15 protein-coding genes are annotated in these 19,076 nt (G+C 68.4%); 12 read left to right on the top strand and 3 right to left on the bottom strand.

The annotated features are described in order from the left end of the window. The gene (gene gcvP, locus ACLKM7_RS00075; RefSeq protein ID WP_436445732.1) at positions 1–2,835 is read left to right on the top strand and encodes an aminomethyl-transferring glycine dehydrogenase; all 2,835 of its coding nucleotides are present in this window, start codon (positions 1–3) and stop codon (positions 2,833–2,835) included. Positions 2,836–2,842: 7 nt separating this feature from the next. Here the strand turns inward: gcvP and ACLKM7_RS00070 are convergent, their stop codons facing one another. Further along, positions 2,843–3,706 carry a CPBP family intramembrane glutamic endopeptidase gene (locus tag ACLKM7_RS00070; protein ID WP_436444969.1) on the bottom strand — a complete coding sequence of 288 codons (864 nt, stop codon included), beginning with the start codon at positions 3,704–3,706 and terminating at the stop codon, positions 2,843–2,845. A 164-nt stretch (positions 3,707–3,870) separates the two neighbouring features. Here ACLKM7_RS00070 and ACLKM7_RS00065 point away from each other — a divergent pair, with 164 nt between their 5' ends. The 3 genes from ACLKM7_RS00065 (at position 3,871) to ACLKM7_RS00055 (ending at position 8,582) form a co-directional block, all read left to right on the top strand. After that, complete coding sequence (locus ACLKM7_RS00065) at positions 3,871–5,706, top strand: ABC transporter family substrate-binding protein (protein WP_436444968.1); 1,836 nt, start codon at positions 3,871–3,873, stop codon at positions 5,704–5,706. A gap of 172 nt (positions 5,707–5,878) precedes the next feature. Beyond that, positions 5,879–7,396: an ABC transporter permease gene (locus tag ACLKM7_RS00060; RefSeq protein WP_436444967.1), complete on the top strand. Its 1,518-nt coding sequence runs from the start codon at positions 5,879–5,881 to the stop codon at positions 7,394–7,396. A gap of 1 nt (position 7,397) precedes the next feature. Continuing rightward, a complete protein-coding gene (locus ACLKM7_RS00055; RefSeq protein ID WP_436444966.1) occupies positions 7,398–8,582 on the top strand; it encodes an ABC transporter permease in 1,185 nt (394 codons plus the stop codon). Positions 8,583–8,593: 11 nt separating this feature from the next. Here ACLKM7_RS00055 and ACLKM7_RS00050 read toward each other — a convergent pair whose 3' ends face one another. Continuing rightward, positions 8,594–9,202, bottom strand: a complete 609-nt coding sequence (locus tag ACLKM7_RS00050; RefSeq protein WP_436444965.1) for a PH domain-containing protein — start codon at positions 9,200–9,202, stop codon at positions 8,594–8,596. A gap of 31 nt (positions 9,203–9,233) precedes the next feature. Here ACLKM7_RS00050 and ACLKM7_RS00045 point away from each other — a divergent pair, with 31 nt between their 5' ends. The 8 genes from ACLKM7_RS00045 (at position 9,234) to ACLKM7_RS00010 (ending at position 17,647) form a co-directional block, all read left to right on the top strand. After that, positions 9,234–11,039, top strand: coding sequence for a dipeptide ABC transporter ATP-binding protein (locus ACLKM7_RS00045; RefSeq protein ID WP_436444964.1), 1,806 nt, complete (start codon positions 9,234–9,236; stop codon positions 11,037–11,039). Positions 11,040–11,109: 70 nt separating this feature from the next. Further along, positions 11,110–13,023: a translational GTPase TypA gene (gene typA, locus ACLKM7_RS00040; RefSeq protein WP_436444963.1), complete on the top strand. Its 1,914-nt coding sequence runs from the start codon at positions 11,110–11,112 to the stop codon at positions 13,021–13,023. Between the two features lie 98 nt (positions 13,024–13,121). Beyond that, entirely contained in the window at positions 13,122–13,919 is a 798-nt protein-coding gene (locus tag ACLKM7_RS00035) for an AzlC family ABC transporter permease (protein ID WP_436444962.1), read from the top strand. Continuing rightward, complete coding sequence (locus ACLKM7_RS00030) at positions 13,916–14,230, top strand: AzlD domain-containing protein (RefSeq protein ID WP_436444961.1); 315 nt, start codon at positions 13,916–13,918, stop codon at positions 14,228–14,230. The genes ACLKM7_RS00035 and ACLKM7_RS00030 overlap by 4 nt, the downstream gene beginning before the upstream one ends. A gap of 46 nt (positions 14,231–14,276) precedes the next feature. After that, positions 14,277–14,660 carry a DUF6113 family protein gene (locus ACLKM7_RS00025; RefSeq protein WP_436444960.1) on the top strand — a complete coding sequence of 128 codons (384 nt, stop codon included), beginning with the start codon at positions 14,277–14,279 and terminating at the stop codon, positions 14,658–14,660. A 71-nt stretch (positions 14,661–14,731) separates the two neighbouring features. Continuing rightward, on the top strand, positions 14,732–15,052 hold the full coding sequence (gene fdxA, locus ACLKM7_RS00020) for a ferredoxin (protein ID WP_219982340.1): 321 nt from the start codon (positions 14,732–14,734) through the stop codon (positions 15,050–15,052). Between the two features lies 1 nt (position 15,053). Next, positions 15,054–16,163 carry a succinyldiaminopimelate transaminase gene (dapC, locus tag ACLKM7_RS00015; protein WP_436444959.1) on the top strand — a complete coding sequence of 370 codons (1,110 nt, stop codon included), beginning with the start codon at positions 15,054–15,056 and terminating at the stop codon, positions 16,161–16,163. A gap of 185 nt (positions 16,164–16,348) precedes the next feature. Beyond that, the gene (locus ACLKM7_RS00010; protein WP_436444958.1) at positions 16,349–17,647 is read left to right on the top strand and encodes a citrate synthase; all 1,299 of its coding nucleotides are present in this window, start codon (positions 16,349–16,351) and stop codon (positions 17,645–17,647) included. A 64-nt stretch (positions 17,648–17,711) separates the two neighbouring features. Here ACLKM7_RS00010 and dapD read toward each other — a convergent pair whose 3' ends face one another. Beyond that, the gene (gene dapD, locus ACLKM7_RS00005; protein ID WP_436444957.1) at positions 17,712–18,668 is read right to left on the bottom strand and encodes a 2,3,4,5-tetrahydropyridine-2,6-dicarboxylate N-succinyltransferase; all 957 of its coding nucleotides are present in this window, start codon (positions 18,666–18,668) and stop codon (positions 17,712–17,714) included. Between the last annotated feature and the right edge of the window lie 408 nt (positions 18,669–19,076).

Raw genomic sequence — 19,076 nt, 5'->3', positions numbered from 1 at the left:
ATGCTGCACGCGCTGGGCTACGACACGGTCGAGGCTCTCGTGCAGGCGGCAGTGCCGGCATCCGTCCGCTCGCGTCCTCGCGCGACGACCGACATCCCGCCCGCGGCCACCGAGGCCGAGGCGCTCGCCGAGCTGCGCGCTCTGGCCTCGCAGAATCGCACGGCACGCCCCATGATCGGGCTCGGCTATTACGACACACTCACGCCCTCGGTGATCGCGCGCAACATCTTCGAGAACCCGTCGTGGTACACCGCCTACACGCCGTATCAGCCCGAGATCTCGCAGGGGCGGCTCGAGGCGCTCATCAACTTCCAGACGATGGTGACCGACCTCACCGGACTCGCGACCGCGAACGCGTCGATGCTCGACGAGTCCACCGCCGTCGTCGAGGGGATGCTGGTCGCCCGGCGCGCCTCGAAGTCGGCGTCGAACGTGTTCGCCGTCGACGCCGACGCGCTGCCGCAGACCAAGGCGCTGCTGGCCCACCGCGCCGCCGCCGTCGGCATCGAGCTGCTCGAGCTCGACCTCGCGCACGGGGCGGCCGTGCCCGAGTCCGTGTTCGGCGCCTTCGTGCAGTATCCCGGTGCGTCCGGGAACGTGTGGGACCCGTCGGGCGTGATCGACGCCGTGCACGTGGCCGGCGGTCTCGTCGTCGCCGCGGCCGACCTCCTCGGTCTCGCGCTGCTGCGCTCGCCGGGCTCGCTCGGCGCCGACGTCGCGGTCGGGACGACGCAGCGCTTCGGCGTGCCCCTGGGATTCGGCGGGCCGCATGCGGGATACATGGCGGTGCGGCAGGGTCTGGAGCGGCAGCTGCCCGGACGGCTGGTGGGTGTGTCGCAGGATGCGGCGGGGCATCCGGCCTACCGTCTCGCGCTGCAGACGCGCGAGCAGCACATCCGCCGGGAGAAGGCGACGTCCAACATCTGCACGTCGCAGGTGCTTCTCGCCGTGATGGCGTCGATGTACGCGGTCTACCACGGGCCTGAGGGCCTGCGAGCCATCGCGACGGAGGTCGCGCAGAAGGCCGAGGCCCTCGCCGTCCGGCTGCGCTCCTACGGGCTGTCGCTGGCGTCGGACTCGTTCTTCGACACCGTGCGCGTGACCACTCCCGGGCCGTCGGGCCGCGTCATCGAGCGGGCGCGCTCGCTCGGCTACCAGCTGCTGTGGGTCGACGAGGCGACCGTGGGCGTCTCGGTCGACGAGACGACGACCGACGCCGACCTCGCCGCGGTCGCATGGGCGTTCGGACTGCCTGAGGACGAGTTCGCCGGCGCAGGCGAGCAGGGGGAGCGGACGGTGCCCTTCACGGATGCCGCGCCCCTCGCGGCGGTCCCGTCGGTGCTGCGACGTCGCGATGAGTTCCTGACCCATCCGGTCTTCAACACGCATCGCTCCGAGACGGCGATGATGCGGTATCTCAAGCAGCTCGCCGACCGCGACTACGCCCTCGATCGCGGCATGATCCCGCTCGGCTCGTGCACGATGAAGCTCAACGCGGCCACCGAGATGGCGGCGGTGTCGTGGCCCGAGTTCTCGCGGGTGCATCCGTTCGCGCCCGAGGCCGACGTGCACGGATACCTCGCCCTCATCGAGCAGCTCGAGGTGTGGCTGGCCGAGGTCACCGGCTATGACGCCGTCTCGCTGCAGCCCAACGCCGGCTCGCAGGGCGAGCTGGCAGGGCTCATGGCCATCCGCGGCTACCACCGCGCGAACGGCGACCTGGATCGCACCGTGTGCCTGATCCCGTCGTCGGCGCACGGCACGAATGCGGCCTCGGCGGTGCTCGCCGGCATGCGGGTGGTCGTCGTGGCATGCGACGAAGCCGGCAACGTGGATCTCGGCGACCTGCGCGCGAAGATCGCGGCGCACGCGTCCGAGCTCGCGGCGCTCATGATCACGTACCCGTCGACCCACGGCGTGTACGAGCACGACGTGCTCGAGATCACGCAGGCCGTGCACGACGCCGGCGGCCAGGTGTACATCGACGGCGCCAACCTCAACGCCCTCCTCGGCTATGCGCGCTTCGGCGACCTGGGTGGCGACGTCTCGCACCTCAACCTGCACAAGACGTTCGCGATCCCGCACGGCGGCGGCGGACCCGGGGTCGGACCCGTCGCGGCCAAAGCCCACCTCGCGGCGTTCCTGCCGTCGCATCCGTTCTCGCAGCGCAAGGACCACGCGGGCGGCGTCTTCGACGGCGGCCCGATCTCGGCCGCGCCGCACGGCTCGGCGAGCATCCTGCCGATCTCGTGGGCGTACGTGCGCATGATGGGCGCCGACGGGCTCCGCGATGCCACGGCGTCGGCCGTTCTGTCGGCCAACTACATCGCGGCGCGCCTGCGCGAGCATTTCCCGGTGCTCTACACCGGCGAGGGCGGCCTGGTCGCCCACGAGTGCATCCTCGACCTCCGTCCGCTGCGGGAGGCGACCGGGGTGAGCGTCGACGATGTGGCCAAACGCCTGATCGACTACGGCTTCCACGCACCGACGATGTCGTTCCCGGTCGCCGGGACGCTCATGGTCGAGCCCACCGAGTCCGAGGACCTCGGTGAGATCGAGCGCTTCATCGAGGCGATGATCGCGATCAAGGCCGAGGCGCTGGCCGTGGCGGCCGGCGAATGGCCCGCGGCGGACAACCCGCTCGTCAACGCCCCGCACACCGCCGAGGCGGTCGTGGCGGGGGAGTGGACCCACCCGTACTCGCGCGAGACGGCGGTCTACCCGGTGCATTCGCTCGTGCGCACGAAGTACTGGCCGCCGGTCCGTCGCATCGACCAGGCATACGGCGACCGCAACCTCGTATGCGCGTGCCCGCCGATCGAGGCCTTCGCCTGACCCGGCGTCAGGAACCCGGGCTCGGGGTCGGGGTCGGGGTCGGAGTGGGCGAGGGGGGTGGGGCGAAGACGGCCGGCCACAGCGCGGCGGCGACGGGGTATCCGACGAAGGCGACGATGTCGAGGATCGTGTGGGCGATGACGAGCGGCATGACGCGACCCCATCGCTTGTAGCACCAGCCGAACACGATCCCCATCGCGACGTTGCCGACGATCGCGCCGATGCCCTGATACGCGTGGTAGGCACCTCGCAGTGCGGCGGTGGACAGGATGATGGCCCACCAGTTCCAGCCGAACCGCCGGAGCCGGTCGAACAGGTAGCCGATGAAGATCACCTCTTCGGTGAGCCCCGCCCGCAGCGCCGCCAGCATCAGCAGGGGCACCGTCCACCACGAGGCATCCAGCGGCGATGCCACGACGGCGACCGTCACGCCCAGCGCGCGGCCGGCGGCGTAGAGAGCGAGCCCCGGGATCCCGATGACGGCGGTGAGCAGGATGCCGCGGCCGAGGTCTCCGCCGAACCTCGTGAAGTCGAGGCCGATGCGGCGCAGGGCGTTCTGCCCCGGCTCCCACAGCAGGTAGATCACGAGCGCGACGAGGGCGAGATCGAAGAACACCGCCAGCAGCTGGTACACGATGTCCCACAGCGCGAGTGCGTCGCGCGACGGGTTCACCTGCGTCTGCTGCGAGCCCAGCGGGACCGGCGCGAGGAGGCGGCGCAGGAGCGACAGGAGCGAGTAGACGGCGGACTGGCCGACCGATATCGCGAGGACCAGGCACACTTCCCACGTGAGCCGCCGACGCTCTCCTGCCGAGACCGGAACCGCGATCGTCGATTCCCTCACATCCGGAAGCCGATTGGTCGCCGTCATCTTGTCAGATTGTCACACTTCGGGTCGATTGAGTTAAGGCTCTGTAACGTTTTCGTCCATCGTTTTGACCATCTCACAACGGGTGCTTATGGTTTTCCCATCCGCGCCCCGTTCGGCCAAGGCCTGACGTGTGCGCACAACCCTGCACAGGAGGAACAGTGAGAATGAAGCGCATCTCGGCCGCGGTGGCGCTCACCGCAGCCGGCGCCCTGGTGATCTCAGGCTGCGCCGCGGGCGGCGGCGACGACACCGGCGACGATTCGGGTCTTGTCGAAGGCTCGGCGATCACCGCCGCGTGGAACCAGGCGTTCTACTCGATGAACGGCAACACGTCGTTCGGAAACGCCACGGCGAACAACAACATCAACTACCTGACGCTCGACGGGTTCAACTACTACAACAACACGCCGGAGCTGGTGGAGAACACGTCGTTCGGCACCTACGAGCTCGTCAGCGAGGACCCGCTCACCGTCACGTTCACGCTCGCCGAGGATGTCACCTGGTCGGACGGCACGCCGATCGACGCGGCCGACCTCATGCTCAACTGGGCCGCTCTGTCGCGCGCGCTGGACACGCCCGACTTCAGCCCGGACGACTTCACCGACCCCGACACCGGTGAATTCACCGAGTCGTTCCCGACCGACGTCGTGTACTTCGACTCGGGCGCCACGCCGGAGTCCGGCATGGGCCTCGTGTCCGAGACGCCGGAGATCGGCGAAGACGGCCGTTCGATCACGATGACGTTCGACCAGCCCTTCGTGGACTGGGACCTGGTCTTCACCCCGCCGCTCCCGGCGCACGTGGTGGCCAAGAACGCCCTCGGCATCGAAGACAACGAGGAGGCCAAGCAGGCTCTTCTCGATGCCATCGAGAGCGAGGACGCGGCTGCACTCGCGCCCATCTCGTCGTTCTGGAACTCGGGCTTCAACTTCACCGAGCTGCCCGACGACCCGGAGCGCTACCTCGCGAGCGGCCCGTACATGATCACGGACTTCGTGGCCGACGAGTACATCACGCTCAAGGCGAACCCCGAGTACAAGGGTGAGAACGCGGCGAACATCGAAGAGATCACGATCCGCTTCATCCCGGACCCGCTCGCTGCGGTTCAGGCGCTGGAGAACGGCGAGGTCGACATCATCTCGCCGCAGGCGACCGCCGACATCAAGACGGCGCTCGACGGCATCGACGGCATCACGGTCCTGACCGGTCTCGAGGGCACGTACGAGCACGTCGACCTGCAGTTCGACCAGGGCAAGAACTCGCAGAACATCTTCTCGAACGCCAAGGCGCGCGAGGCCTTCATGAAGGTCATCCCGCGTCAGGAGATCGTCGACACGCTGATCAAGCCGATCATCGGCGACGACGCGATCCTGCGTGACTCGCAGCTGTTCGTCCCGGGTGCCGAGGGCTACGACGAGGCGGCCTCGACCAACACGTCGGCGGACTTCGCCGAGGTCGACATCGAGGGTGCAAAGGCGCTGCTGGCCGAGTCCGGCATCACCGACACCTCGGTCTGCATCCTGTACGCGTCGAACAACCCGCGTCGTGTGAACGAGTTCGCGCTCATCCAGGCGTCGGCCGCTCAGGCCGGCTTCAACGTCACCGACTGCGGTTCTGAGGAGTGGGGCGGCCTGCTCGGCACGCCGGGCGCCTACGACGCATCGCTCTTCGGATGGCAGTCGACCAGCCTCGGTGTGACCAACTCGCTGCCGACGTTCGTCACCGGTGGTATCAACAACATGAACTTCTACTCGAACGAGCGTGTTGACGAGATCATCACCGAGCTGAACGGCACCTTCGATGCGGAGACGCAGATCGAGCTCCAGGTGGAGATGGATCGCCTGCTGTGGGAGGACTTCTACGGCGTGACCATCTTCCAGTTCCCGAGTGTCACCGCGTACAGCGACCGTGTGGAGAACATCGACCCGTCGATCATCGCTCCCACGATCTTCTGGAACGCGTGGGACTGGGCCGTGACCGACGGCGGCTCCGAGGAGTAATCCGATAGCGCGGTGCGCGCCCGGCTCGGGCTGAGCGCGCACCGGGTGGGGTGCAGGTCCCAAGGGGCCTGCACCCCGCCCGCGTTAGACTCCTCCGAGTGGCTGAGCCCGCGACCGGACACGATCCGGTCGCCTGCTCGCGCTCTCTCACCGATTGGCAGGCGGCCACACCATGGCTTCATTCATCATCCGGCGATTGATCGCGTCGATCTTCGTGCTCTTCGCCGCCACGTTCCTGATGTACATCCTCACGTCACTCTCGGGTGACCCGCTCGAGGATCTCCGACAGGGCAACGCGCCCAACAAGGCCGAGCTGATCGAAGCTCGCACCAAGCTCCTCAATCTCGACGTCCCGCCCCCGCTGCGCTACTTCCTGTGGCTCGGCGGCCTGTTCCGCGGCGACCTCGGGGTCAGCATCCAGAATCAGCCCGTCAACGCGCTGCTGGGGAATGCGATCGCGTCAACGCTGACGCTGGTCACCACCGCCACGATCGTGGCGATCGTCCTCGGCATCACCGTCGGTATCGTGTCGGCGCTGCGGCAGTACACCGGCTTCGACTACTCCGTCACCCTGCTGGCGTTCCTGTTCTTCTCCCTGCCGATCTTCTGGGTGGCCGTGCTCCTCAAGCAGTACGGTGCGATCCAGCTGAACAACTGGCTCGGTGATCCGACGATCTCGATACCCGCGATCGCCGGGATCTCGGTCGTGGCCGGCCTGGTGTGGATGTCGCTCATCGGCGGCAGATGGAAGCGGCGGCTGATCGTCCTCGGCGTCTCGGCGGTTGCGACGGCCGCGGTGCTGACGTTCCTCTCGGTCACGCAGTGGTTCGCTGACCCGAGCATCGGCATCGTCGTGTACGCGGCGCTGGCGCTGGGCACCGCGGTCGGCGTCACGGCGATCTCGACCGGTCTGCGCAACCGCAAGGCCCTCTACGCGTCCCTGATCGTCGCCGTCATCGGCATCGCGCTGTACTTCCCGATGATGAACTCGATCCTCAACAACATGACCCTCTGGTTCTTCCTGGTGCTCGCGGTCCTCGCCGTGGTCGTCAGCGGAGCGATCGGCTGGTTCATGGGCGCGCCCGATCGCGGGCCCGTCGTGCGGACCACGGCCATCGTCGGCTTCTTCGTCGCCTCGTTCATCGCCCTCGAGAAGTACTTCTCGTACTGGGAGGCGTACGCGAACTCCAGCCGAGTCCGCGGGCGTCCGATTGCAACGGTGGGGGCCTCGACTCCCGGGCTCGGCGGAAACTTCTGGGTGCAGGGCATCGATCTCTACACCCACCTGCTGCTGCCGACGATCGCGATCATCCTGATCTCGTTCGCGAGCTACACGCGCTACTCGCGAGCGAGCCTGCTCGAGGTCATGAACCAGGACTACATCCGCACGGCGCGATCGAAGGGCCTGACCCAGCGCACCGTCGTGGTGCGCCACGCGTTCCGCAACGCGCTGATTCCCATCACCACGATCATCGCGTTCGACATCGGCGCGCTCATCGGCGGCGCGGTGATCACCGAGACGGTCTTCGGCTGGACCGGTATGGGGCGCCTCTTCGTCACGGCCCTGGACGCCCACGACCCCAACCCGGTGATGGCGTTCTTCGTGGTGACCGGCACGCTGGCCGTCGTCTTCAACCTCATCGCGGACCTCGTCTACGCGGCCCTCGACCCGAGAATCAAGGTGGGCTGACATGAACAGCACGACTTCACAAGAGCCCGGCCTCGAGACTCAGGCCATCGGCGAGATCACGATCGAGCAGAAGGAGACCGAGGGCCTCAGCCAGGGGCAGATCGTCCGGCGGCGCTTCTTCCGCCACCGCGCAGCGATGATCTCGATCTTCGTCCTGGCGTTCATCATCATCCTCGCGTTCACCTCAGTGGGCGTGGACCTGTGGGGTCTACGCATCCCGGGCTGGTGGATGTACTCGTGGAACGAAATCCCCCCGAAGGTGAACAACGGCGTCCCGACGCTGAGCCTGTGGCCGCTCCAGTTCGGGGACCACCCGTTCGGTCAGGATGAAGTGGGCCGCGACATCTTCGCGGTCGTCATGCGCGGCACCCAGCAGTCCGTCATGGTCATGGTGATCGCCGGCGTCGTGGCGACGATCATCGGCGTCGTCATCGGTGCGGTCGCCGGCTACTACGGCAAGTGGACCGACTCGGTGCTGATGCGCTTCACCGACATCATCATCACCATCCCGCTCATCGTGATCGGATCGGTGCTCGGCAACGCCTTCGGCAGCCTCGGCGCGGCCGTGCTCGGCGTCGTGATCGGCCTCTTCGCCTGGACGACCATGTCCCGGCTGGTGCGAGGGGAGTTCCTCTCACTGCGCGAACGCGAGTTCGTCGACGCCGCCCGCGTATCCGGCGCTCGCGACCGCCGGATCATCTTCCGGCACATCCTGCCCAACGCCGTCGGCGTGATCGTCGTCAACGCGACGCTGCTGATGGCCGGCGCCATCCTGCTCGAGTCGGCGCTGAGCTTCCTCGGCTTCGGTGTGCAGTCGCCCGACACGTCGCTGGGCAAGATCATCTCCGAGAACCAGGCGGCCTTCTCGACGCGGCCGTGGATCTTCTGGTGGCCCGGCATCTTCATCATCGCCATCGCGCTGTGCGTCAACTTCATCGGCGACGGTCTGCGCGACGCGTTCGACCCGCGCCAGAAGAAGATGCCCAGCGAGCGTGCGATGGCCCGTGCCGGTCGCGCCAAGGGACCGCGTCCGACCGCTGTCGACACCACGCCGTCGACGACCGACGGCCACATGGTGGATGTCGGCATCGAGACCGCCTACACCGGCGATGTGGTCAACTACCACGACCCGCGGCCGGAAGAGCCGGGCGACGTGCAGCACAAGCCCCTCGACCCGGAGCGATGACGGTGGCGCTGCTAGATCAGCAGGCCGACCACCGTCGCGACCGCCAGGGCCACGAGGCTCGTCATCGTGGCCCAGTGCCACGTCGCGGTCGACGCCTCGGGGTCCACGCCGCTGGCGAAGGCTCCGGCATCCCGCAGCCGCTCCCAGTGGCCGCGGATCAGCTGAGCCAGGTTGCCGCTGGGCACCGTGACGGCGTCGGCGGGCCTCAGCTCGCCGGCGCCGCCTCGGGCCGAACCGCCGATGCCGTCGAAATCCTTGGGCGCGAGACCGAGCGTGCGGTGACGGCCCGGCGCCGGCGCCGCCCACACCGGGACGCGACCGTCGGCGGTGTGCAGCGTCAGCGAGTAGCGCGTATCGATGGCGGTGATCGCGGGCCAGGGCACGAAACGCGTGCGCAGCACGTTCTCGACGGTGATGCCGTGCTCCTGCACCCGAAGGCTGGGGCGCCAGAACAGGGCCCACGCCAGAACGGCGACGAGCAGGATCGGCCATACGTAGCGCAACGCCGAGGCGGGGTCGGACCAGATCACGGCGACGACGCCCAGGGCGCACACCACAACGGTCACGACAGCGAGGATGCGGCCGAAGACCGGCCGGTAGTGGACCTCCTGGAACGACATGACTTCAAGCTTCGCAGATGGGACATCACGAATGACTGACACGACGGGCATCGACGCAGGAACCACCGCGTCGCACGAGGTCCTGCCGGAGACGATCCTGCAGGTCGACACGCTCGGCGTCGAGTTCTGGGTCGAGGGGGAGTTCTACCCCGCCGCGATCGACATGAACTACGAGGTGCGCCGCGGCGAGGTTCTCGCGATCGTGGGCGAGTCGGGTTCCGGCAAGAGCACGAGCTCGATGGCTCTGCTCGGCCTGCTGCCGGAGAATGCCCGCGTCACGGGCTCGATCAAGCTGCTCGGCCGCGAGCTGCGGGGTGCCGACGACGCCACCCTGCGCTCGCTCCGGGGCAATGAGATCGCGGTGATCTTCCAGGAGCCGATGACGGCGCTCAACCCGGTCTACACCGTCGGGTTCCAGATCATGGAGTCGCTGCGATCGCACGACCGCTCGCTCTCTCCGAACGAGGCGAAGGCCCGCGCGATCGAGCTGCTCACGATGGTCGAGATGCCCAACCCCGAGCAGTCGTTCCACAAGTACCCGCACCAGCTGTCGGGCGGGCAGCGTCAGCGCGCGATGATCGCGCAGTCGATCTCGTGCGACCCGCTGCTGCTGATCGCCGACGAGCCGACCACCGCCCTGGACGTCACCGTGCAGGCCGAGGTGCTCGACCTGCTGCGCAATCTCCACAGGCGCCTCGACTCGGCGATCATCCTCATCACCCACGACATGGGCGTGGTGGCCGACCTCGCCGACCGCATCATGGTGATGAAGAACGGCGTCGTGGTCGAATCCGGCACGGTCGAGAAGATCTTCCACGACCCGCAGCACCCGTACACGCAGCAGCTCCTCGCGTCGGTCCCGCACCTGGGACTCGGCGTGCTGGAGGACGCGGATGCCGGCCCCACCGCGGTGGCGACTGAGACCTCGACGGTGCCGGCGGTGTCGGCCATCCGAGAGCGGGCCTCCGAGGCAGCCGACGAGATCATCGACGAGCGCACACCCGTGCTGCACTTCGAGGACGTCGCGATCGACTACCCCAAGCGCGGCCGGATCCCCGCCTTCCGGGCCGCCGAGCACATCGACCTCGCCATCTACCCCGGTGAGATCGTGGGCCTCGTGGGCGAATCCGGCTCGGGCAAGACGACACTCGGCCGCGCGGCGATCGGCCTGCTGCCGATCGCCGAGGGCAAGCTGAGCGCTGTCGGGACGGACATCTCGCACGCCTCGCAGAAGGAGCTGTTCGCGATCCGACGTCGCACCGGCATCGTCTTCCAGGACCCGGCGTCCTCGCTCAACCCGCGCATGCCGATCGGTCAGTCGATCGGCGAGCCGATCCTGCTCGCCGGTGTGGCGAAGGGCAAGGATCTCGACAAGCGCGTCGAGGAGCTGCTGACGCAGGTGGAGCTGCCCCGTTCGTACCGCAACCGCTTCCCGCACGAGCTCTCGGGCGGTCAGCGGCAGCGTGTCGGCATCGCACGCGCACTCGCGCTGGCTCCGGAGCTGCTGGTCGCGGACGAGCCGACGTCCGCGCTCGACGTGTCGGTGCAGGCACGGTTCCTGGATCTGCTCCAGGAGCTGCAGCAGCAGCTGCAGTTCGCCTGCCTCTTCATCAGCCATGACCTGGCCGTGGTCGACATCCTGGCTCATCGCATCGCGGTGATGCACCACGGCAAGCTCGTCGAGACCGGCACCCGTGACGAGATCCTCCGCGGCGCGAAGGACCCGTACACGCAGCGACTCATCGCCGCGGTGCCCGTCCCCAACCCTGAGGAGCAGCGAGTGCGCCGCGAGGCGCGGGCCGCTCTGCTGCAGCGCAGCGGCTCGGCTGCGAGCTGACGCACAGGCGTGACCGATAGAGTGGGGGATGCCGAATTCCGGCATCTCCCACTTTCGCAAGGATTCCCTCATGGCCCGCGCCCTCCGTCCGGACCTCCGCAACGTCGCCATCGTCGCCCATGTCGACCACGGCAAGACGACTCTCGTCGACGCGATGCTCCGCCAGACCGGCTCGTTCGGCGAGCACGCGCACGTCGAAGAGCGTGCGATGGACTCGAACGATCTCGAGCGCGAGAAGGGGATCACGATTCTCGCGAAGAACACCGCGATCACCTACAACGGCGCTCACACGGATGTGCCGGTCACGATCAACGTGATCGACACCCCCGGCCACGCCGACTTCGGCGGCGAGGTCGAACGCGGCCTCTCGATGGTCGACGGCGTCGTGCTGCTGGTCGACGCGAGCGAGGGCCCGCTGCCGCAGACCCGCTTCGTGCTGCGCAAGGCGCTTGAGGCGAAGCTGCCGGTGATCCTTCTGGTGAACAAGACGGATCGTCCTGACGCTCGCATCGCCGAGGTCGAGGAGGAGGCGCACGATCTCCTGCTGGGCCTGGCCTCCGATCTTCACGAGGACGTCCCCGACCTCGACGTCGACGCACTGCTCGACGTGCCCGTCGTGTACGCCAGCGGCCGTGCGGGCGCGGCATCCCGTACCCGTCCCGCCAACGGCGAACTGCCCGACAACGCCGACCTCGAGCCGTTGTTCGAGGCGATCCTCGAGCACGTGCCCGCACCGTCCTACGACGACGAGGCGCCCCTGCAGGCGTGGGTGACCAACCTCGACTCGAGCCCGTTCCTCGGTCGCCTGGCGCTGCTGCGCGTCTTCAACGGCACGCTTCGCAAGGGTCAGACGGTCGCGTGGGTGCGTCACGACGGCACCACCAGCAACGCCCGTATCACCGAGCTGCTGAAGACCCGTGCCCTCGAGCGCTACCCCGCCGAGTCGGCCGGACCGGGTGACATCGTCGCGATCGCCGGCTTCGACTCCATCACGATCGGCGAGACCATCGCCGACCCCGAGGATGTCCGGCCGCTGCCGCAGATCCACGTCGACGACCCGGCGATCTCGATGACGATCGGCACCAACACCAGCCCGTTGGTCGGCAAGGTCAAGGGCCACAAGCTGACCGCGCGCATGGTGAAGGACCGCCTCGACCGGGAGCTCATCGGCAACGTCTCGCTCAAGGTCGTCGACATCGGTCGCCCCGACGCGTGGGAGGTGCAGGGCCGCGGTGAGCTGGCGCTGGCGATCCTCGTCGAGAACATGCGTCGCGAAGGCTTCGAACTGACCGTCGGAAAGCCGCAGGTCGTCACCCGCAAGGGCGAGGACGGCAAGGTGAAGGAGCCGTTCGAGCACCTCACCATCGACGCCCCCGAGGAGTACCTCGGCGCCATCACGCAGCTCATGGCGGCGCGCAAGGGCCGCATGGACAACATGACCAACCACGGCACCGGCTGGGTGCGCATGGAGTTCATCGTCCCCTCACGCGGCCTCATCGGCTTCCGCACCGAGTTCCTCTCGACCACGCGCGGCACCGGCATCGCGAACGCGATCTCGCACGGCTACGACGACTGGGCCGGTCACATCGTGACACGCCAGAACGGCTCGATCGTCGCCGACCGCGCCGGCGTCGTGACGCCCTTCGCGATCATCGCGCTGCAGGAGCGCATGTCGTTCTTCGTCCAGCCCACGCAGGAGGTGTACGAGGGCATGGTCATCGGCGAGAACTCGCGCGCCGACGACATGGACGTGAACATCACCAAGGAGAAGAAGCTGACGAACATGCGTCAGTCGACCTCCGACACGTTCGAGTCGATGACGCCGCCGCGGCAGCTGTCGCTCGAAGAGAGCCTGGAGTTCGCCCGCGACGACGAATGCGTCGAGGTGACGCCCGAGATCGTGCGCATCCGCAAGGTCGTGCTGAACGCGACCGAGCGTGGCCGGACGACCGCGCGCCTCAAGCGTCAGGACGCCAACGCGTAAGAGGTTCCCCACCGGATGCTGCGCCTCCGGTGGTGACCAGGCCACTGACCGCGTGTCGGCCCGGCGCCGATGTCGCGCGCCCTCGTTAGCATGACGAGGTGAGTCCCCACCATGCCGTCGACGGCGCGCACTTCGACGATGCGCACAGCGCCGGTGAGGCACGCAGAGCCGTACGCGAGGGTCTCGGGGTCGCGCTGGCGACCAGCGCCTACGGAATCTCGTTCGGTGCGCTGGCAGTGGCCTCCGGGCTCGACGTCTGGCAGACCTGCGTGCTGAGCCTCGTGATGTTCACGGGCGGATCGCAGTTCGCGTTCGTCGGAATCGTGGCCGCGGGCGGCCTCCCTGCGGTACCGTCGGCGATCGCCTCCGCGGCCCTCCTGGGCGTGCGCAACGTCGCCTACGGCATCCGCATGTCGCCCGTGATCGGCTCCGGCTTCTGGCGGCGGGCCGCGGCCGCGCAGTTCACGATCGACGAGTCCACCGCCGTGTCCCTCGCTCAGACGGGACAGCGCGCCCGCACGGTCGGCTTCTGGGTCACGGGAATCGGCATCTACGTCGGGTGGAACCTGTCGACCCTCGCGGGCGCGCTCCTGGGTGACGTGCTCGGCGACCCGCGGGCGTATGGGCTGGATGCCGCGGCGGCCGCCGCATTCCTGGCACTGCTGTGGCCGCGCCTGCGTGCACGGCAGCCGATCGTGGTGGGGATCGCCGCGGCGGTCATCGCCACGATCCTCACGCCGGTGCTCATGCCGGGGTTGCCCGTCATCATCGCCGCGGCCGTGGCGATCGTCGTCGGATGGACGAACTGGCTGGGACGACCGGAGACACAGGCGGCCGTCGCCGGAGCGCTGGGCGACGAGCCCGACGACGTTCCCGAGCGGGAGGGGATGCCATGACCATGTGGAACGCGGTGCTCCTGGCATCCATCATCTGCGTCGCGCTCAAGACCATCGGCTACCTCATCCCGCCGCGATGGGTCGAGTCGCCGCGCCCCTTGCGGATCGCCGACCTGCTCACCGTCGCGCTGCTGGCGGCGCTCGTGGCGGTGCAGACCGTCGGCGCCGGTCAGGCCGTGGTCGTCGACGCTCGCGTCCCGGCGGTGCTCGTCGCCGCAGGGCTGCTTCTGCTGCGGGCGCCGTTCCTCGTCGTGGTCGTCGCGGCGGCACTGGTGGCGGCGCTCCTGCGGCTGTGGGGCTGGGCAGCATGAGCGCATCGCGACACGGCTGAGGCTCCTGCCCGGCTAGAGTCGACGGGTGCGCACGTCAGTCCTCGCCCGTATCGGCACCTGGATCGTCGCACTGCTCGTGGGCGCCGTGTACGGGCTGGCCGGGACGATCGCGCATGCCTACCGGATCGCATGGCTCCCGGTCGGTCTGGTGCTCGCCGCGATCGGATGCGCCGCGCTGCTGCTGGCCGTGCGCCTGCTGACAGCCGATCGTGGGGCCACGCTCGCCACCGGCCTGGGCATGATGCTCGCGACCCTGGTGTTCTCGGGAAGCGGGCCGGGAGGATCGGTCATCGTGCCGCAGACCGAACTGGCCGTCGCATGGACCTTCGCGGTGCCGATCCTCGTCGCGGTGATCGTCGCGTGGCCCGAGCGGACGCGGCGGGGCGCCGCGCGCACCGTCTCACACTGACCGCCGGCATCGCTCGCGGGACCGGTCGCCGACGGCGACCCGAGCCGGGGCCGCGCAACTAGACTGGTCCTGTGACGTATGTGATCGCTCTTCCCTGCGTCGATGTCAAGGACCGCGCCTGCATCGACGAGTGCCCGGTGGACTGCATCTACGAGGGTGACCGGTCGCTGTACATCCACCCGGACGAGTGCGTGGACTGCGGTGCGTGCGAGCCGGTTTGCCCGGTCGAGGCGATCTACTACGAAGACGACCTGCCCGACGAGTGGCAGGACTACTACAAGGCCAACGTCGAGTTCTTCGACGATGTGGGCTCGCCCGGCGGTGCGGCCAAGGTGGGCGTGATCCACAAGGACCACCCGATCATCGCCGCACTGCCACCGCAGGAACACTGACGTGGGGGTCGCCGACCTCGCCGACTACCCCTGGGACGCCGTCGCGCCGTACGCTGCGCTCGCTCGCGCGCATCCCGACGGGATCGTCGACCTGTCGGTGGGGTCGCCGGTCGATCCGACGCCCGATGTCGTGGCCGAGGCGCTGCGCGCCGCAACCGACGCGCACGCCTACCCGCAGACCGTCGGCACGCCCGCTCTCCGGTCGGCGATCGCGCAGTGGTACGCGCACCGGCGCGGCGTTCCGGGACTCACGGCCGATCACGTTCTGCCGACCGTGGGGTCGAAGGAGTTCGTGGCGCTGCTGCCGCTGCTGCTCGACCTCGGCCCCGGCGATGTCGTCGTCCATCCGCGAGCCGCGTATCCGACATACGAGGTCGGCGCGCGTCTGGTCGGCGCGACGCCGGTCGCCTCAGACGATCCGGCGGCGTGGCCGGTGGGCACACGGCTGGCGTGGGTGAACTCGCCCGGCAACCCCGACGGGCGGGTGCTGGACGTCGCGGCGCTGCGCGCGGCCGTCGCGCGCGCGCGTGAGCTGGGCGCCGTCCTGGTCTCCGACGAGTGCTACGCCGAGCTCGGCTGGGACGAGCCCTGGCACTGGACCCGAATCCCTTCGTCGCTGGATCCTCGAGTGACGGACGGCGAGCTGCGTGGCATCCTGTCGGTGTACTCGCTCAGCAAGCAGTCCAATCTCGCGGGCTACCGCGCGGCATTCCTGGCCGGCGACCCTGAGCTCGTCTCGCGCCTGCTCACGGGACGCAAGCACCTCGGTCTGATGCTGCCGCTCCCGGTGCAGGCCGCAATGGTCGCGGCGCTGGGCGACGACCGGCACGTGGTCGAGCAGAAGGAGCGGTATCGCCGCCGCCGAGACGTGCTGAGGCCCGCTGTGGAGGCGGCCGGCTTCCGGATCGACGGCAGCGAGGCGGGCCTGTATCTGTGGGCGACAGAGGGTCGTGATGCCTGGGAGAGCCTGGGCCGGCTCGCCGATCTCGGCATCCTGGCCGGTCCCGGTCACTTCTACGGAACCCACTTCCCGCAGCACATCCGGCTGTCGCTGACCGCCACCGACGAGCGCGTCGCCGCAGCGGCTGCGCGGCTGTCGGCGTCGGTGTGAGGATTCCTCCACCGGATGCTCCGTCCCTTTGGCCGTGTCAGCAGTAGGCGCGGTGGCGCACTAGGCTGTATGAGCGGCGGTGCGGCATCTCCGTCCCCGCTCCTCGTTCCTCGCGGACACGCCATTGCGTCCCCGCAGGGGCGGGACGACACCCCCGGCACGACCAGAAATCGCGAGGAGGCGCCGTGAGCGACGCGGGCACCCAGCAGGAGAAGGCCACCCTCACGATCGGCGAACAAACGGCCGACTTCCCGCTGCTGCGCGGGAGTGACGGAACCCCGAGCGTGGACATCTCCACCTTCACGCGACAGACCGGGCACACGGCACTGGACTACGGCTTCGTGAACACCGCGGCGACCAAGTCCGCGATCACCTACATCGACGGCGACCAGGGCATCCTGCGCTACCGCGGGTACCCGATCGAACAGCTGGCGAAGAACAGCACCTACCTCGAGGTGGCGTGGCTCCTGATCTACGGCGAGCTTCCGACGGCCGACGAGCTCGCCGAGTTCGACGGCCGCATCCGTCGACACACCCTGCTGCACGAGGATCTCAAGCGCTTCTTCTCCGCGCTCCCGCACACCGCGCACCCGATGTCGGTGCTGTCGGCGGCGACAGCCGCGCTCTCGACCTACTACGAGAACGAATCCGACCCGAACAACCCCGAGCACGTCGAGCTCAACACGATCCGCATGCTGGCGAAGCTGCCGGTGATCGCCGCCTACGCGCACAAGAAGAGCATCGGGCAGGCGTTCCTGTACCCCGACAACTCGCTGGGATTCGTCGACAACTTCCTCAAGCTCAACTTCGGCGTCCTGAGCGAGGTGTACGACGTGAACCCGGTCATGTCACGCGCGCTCGAGCGGCTGCTGATCCTCCACGAGGATCACGAGCAGAACGCCTCTACGTCCACCGTCCGCCTGGTCGGCTCGACCGGCGCCAACCAGTTCTCGTCGATCTCGGCCGGCATCAACGCGCTCTACGGGCCGCTCCACGGCGGGGCGAACGAAGCCGTGCTGAACATGCTCGGCCAGATCCGCGATTCCGGCGAGAGCGTGCAGCGCTTCGTCGAGCGGGTCAAGAACAAGGAGGACGGCGTCAAGCTCATGGGCTTCGGCCATCGGGTCTACAAGAACTACGACCCGCGCGCCAAGCTCGTGAAGGAGTCCGCCGACGAAGTGCTCGAGGCGCTCGGGGTGAGCGATCCGCTGCTCGACCTGGCCAAGCAGCTCGAAGAGATCGCTCTCAACGACGACTACTTCAAGGAGCGCCGTCTCTACCCGAACGTGGACTTCTACACCGGCGTGATCTACAAGGCGATGGGGTTCCCCACGCGCATGTTCACGGTGCTGTTCGCGATCGGACGTCTTCCCGGTTGGCTCGCGCAGTGGCGCGAGGCCTCGGGGGACCCGCAGACCAAGATCGGCCGTCCGCAGCAGCTGTACGTGGGCGCTCGCGAGCGCGACTATCCCGGCACTGCGTGAGCGCACGACCCGAAGAATCGGCCCGGTACGCTGACGCGTCCGGGCCGATTCCGCTCTGGGGCGATCAGGCGTGCAGAGCCTCGTTGAGTGTCACGCCGGTGCCGGCGCGCTGAACGACCTCGACGGCGCCCGTCACGGAGTTGCGGCGGTAGAGCAGGCCGTCGCGTCCTGACAGCTCGGACCCCTTGACCACCTGAGGGCCGCCCTCGGCGCGCGGCGGCGCGTCTGCCACCACGATCTTGGTGCCGGCGGTGACGTACAAGCCGGCCTCCACGATGCAGTCGTCTCCGAGTGAGATCCCGATGCCGGCGTTCGCGCCGAGGAGCGTGCGGGCTCCGACCGAGACCTTGTGCGTTCCGCCGCCGGAGAGGGTGCCCATGATGGAGGCGCCACCGCCGATGTCGCTGCCGTCGCCGATCACGACACCCTGCGAGACACGGCCCTCGATCATGCTCTGACCGAGCGTCCCGGCGTTGAAGTTCACGAAGCCCTCGTGCATGACCGTGGTCCCGGGGGAGAGATACGCGCCGAGCCGCACGCGCGAGGCGTCGGCGATGCGAACGCCGGCCGGAGTGACGTAGTCCAGCAGGCGGGGGAACTTGTCGAGTCCCTGCACCTGGATGCCGTCGCGTGCGAGGAACGGCCGCAGGCGCGTGAGTGCATCGGGGTGCATCGGCCCCGCCGTCGTCCATGCGACGTTCGGAAGGTGACCGAAGATGCCATCGAGGTTCAGTTCGTTCGGGCGGACCACCCGGTGCGAAAGCGCGTGCAGGCGCAGGTACGCGTCGGCCGTGGATGCCGGCGCCACGTCAAGTTCGATCTCGACGGTGACCACCTCGACGGTGACGGATCGCCGTGCGTCGGCGACGGCGAGCCGCTCGAGCTCGTCGGGCGGCATCTGCGGGTCGTAGCCGAGCGGGATGCGGCCTTCAGCGGGGGAGGGGAACCACGTGTCCAGCATCGTTCCGTCGTCAGCAAGCGTCGCGAGGCCCACGCCCCACACCCATCGTTCTTCGCTCATGCGGTCAACGCTAGCGCGGTGGCGGTTCACCCCGGAATCTCGCGGATCCGTGACCGCGACACGCCCGGGAGACACGGCCGATTGGCCAGCCGGCGCGAGTCCGACGTAGAGTATCTCTTGTTCGCCCCAAAGGGTAGAGCGGAGCGGCCGAGAGGCCCCGCCCCCTCAAGCGGAGAACGAACCCCCTCCACTGGATCAGGATCTGGTCCGGACGGCTCTCGGGCCGGGAAGGGTAGCCCTCGAGGCGAGGAACGTCAGTTTGACGGGTCGAGAACCGAGAGCTAGAATAGTGAAGTTGCCCTGCTGTGCTGGCTGCCTTGTGTGGTGGTTGGTGGGTGGGTGCGTCTGATCCTTGAGAACTCAACAGCGTGCACTTGTCAAATGCCAAATAACCTCGTCGGCCATCTT

It is taken from the genome of Microbacterium sp. I2, from assembly GCF_051364985.1.
Taxonomy (GTDB): Bacteria; Actinomycetota; Actinomycetes; order Actinomycetales; family Microbacteriaceae; genus Microbacterium.
Note: the sequence above shows the minus strand (reverse complement) of the source record. Positions and strands in the feature narration are given on the sequence as shown.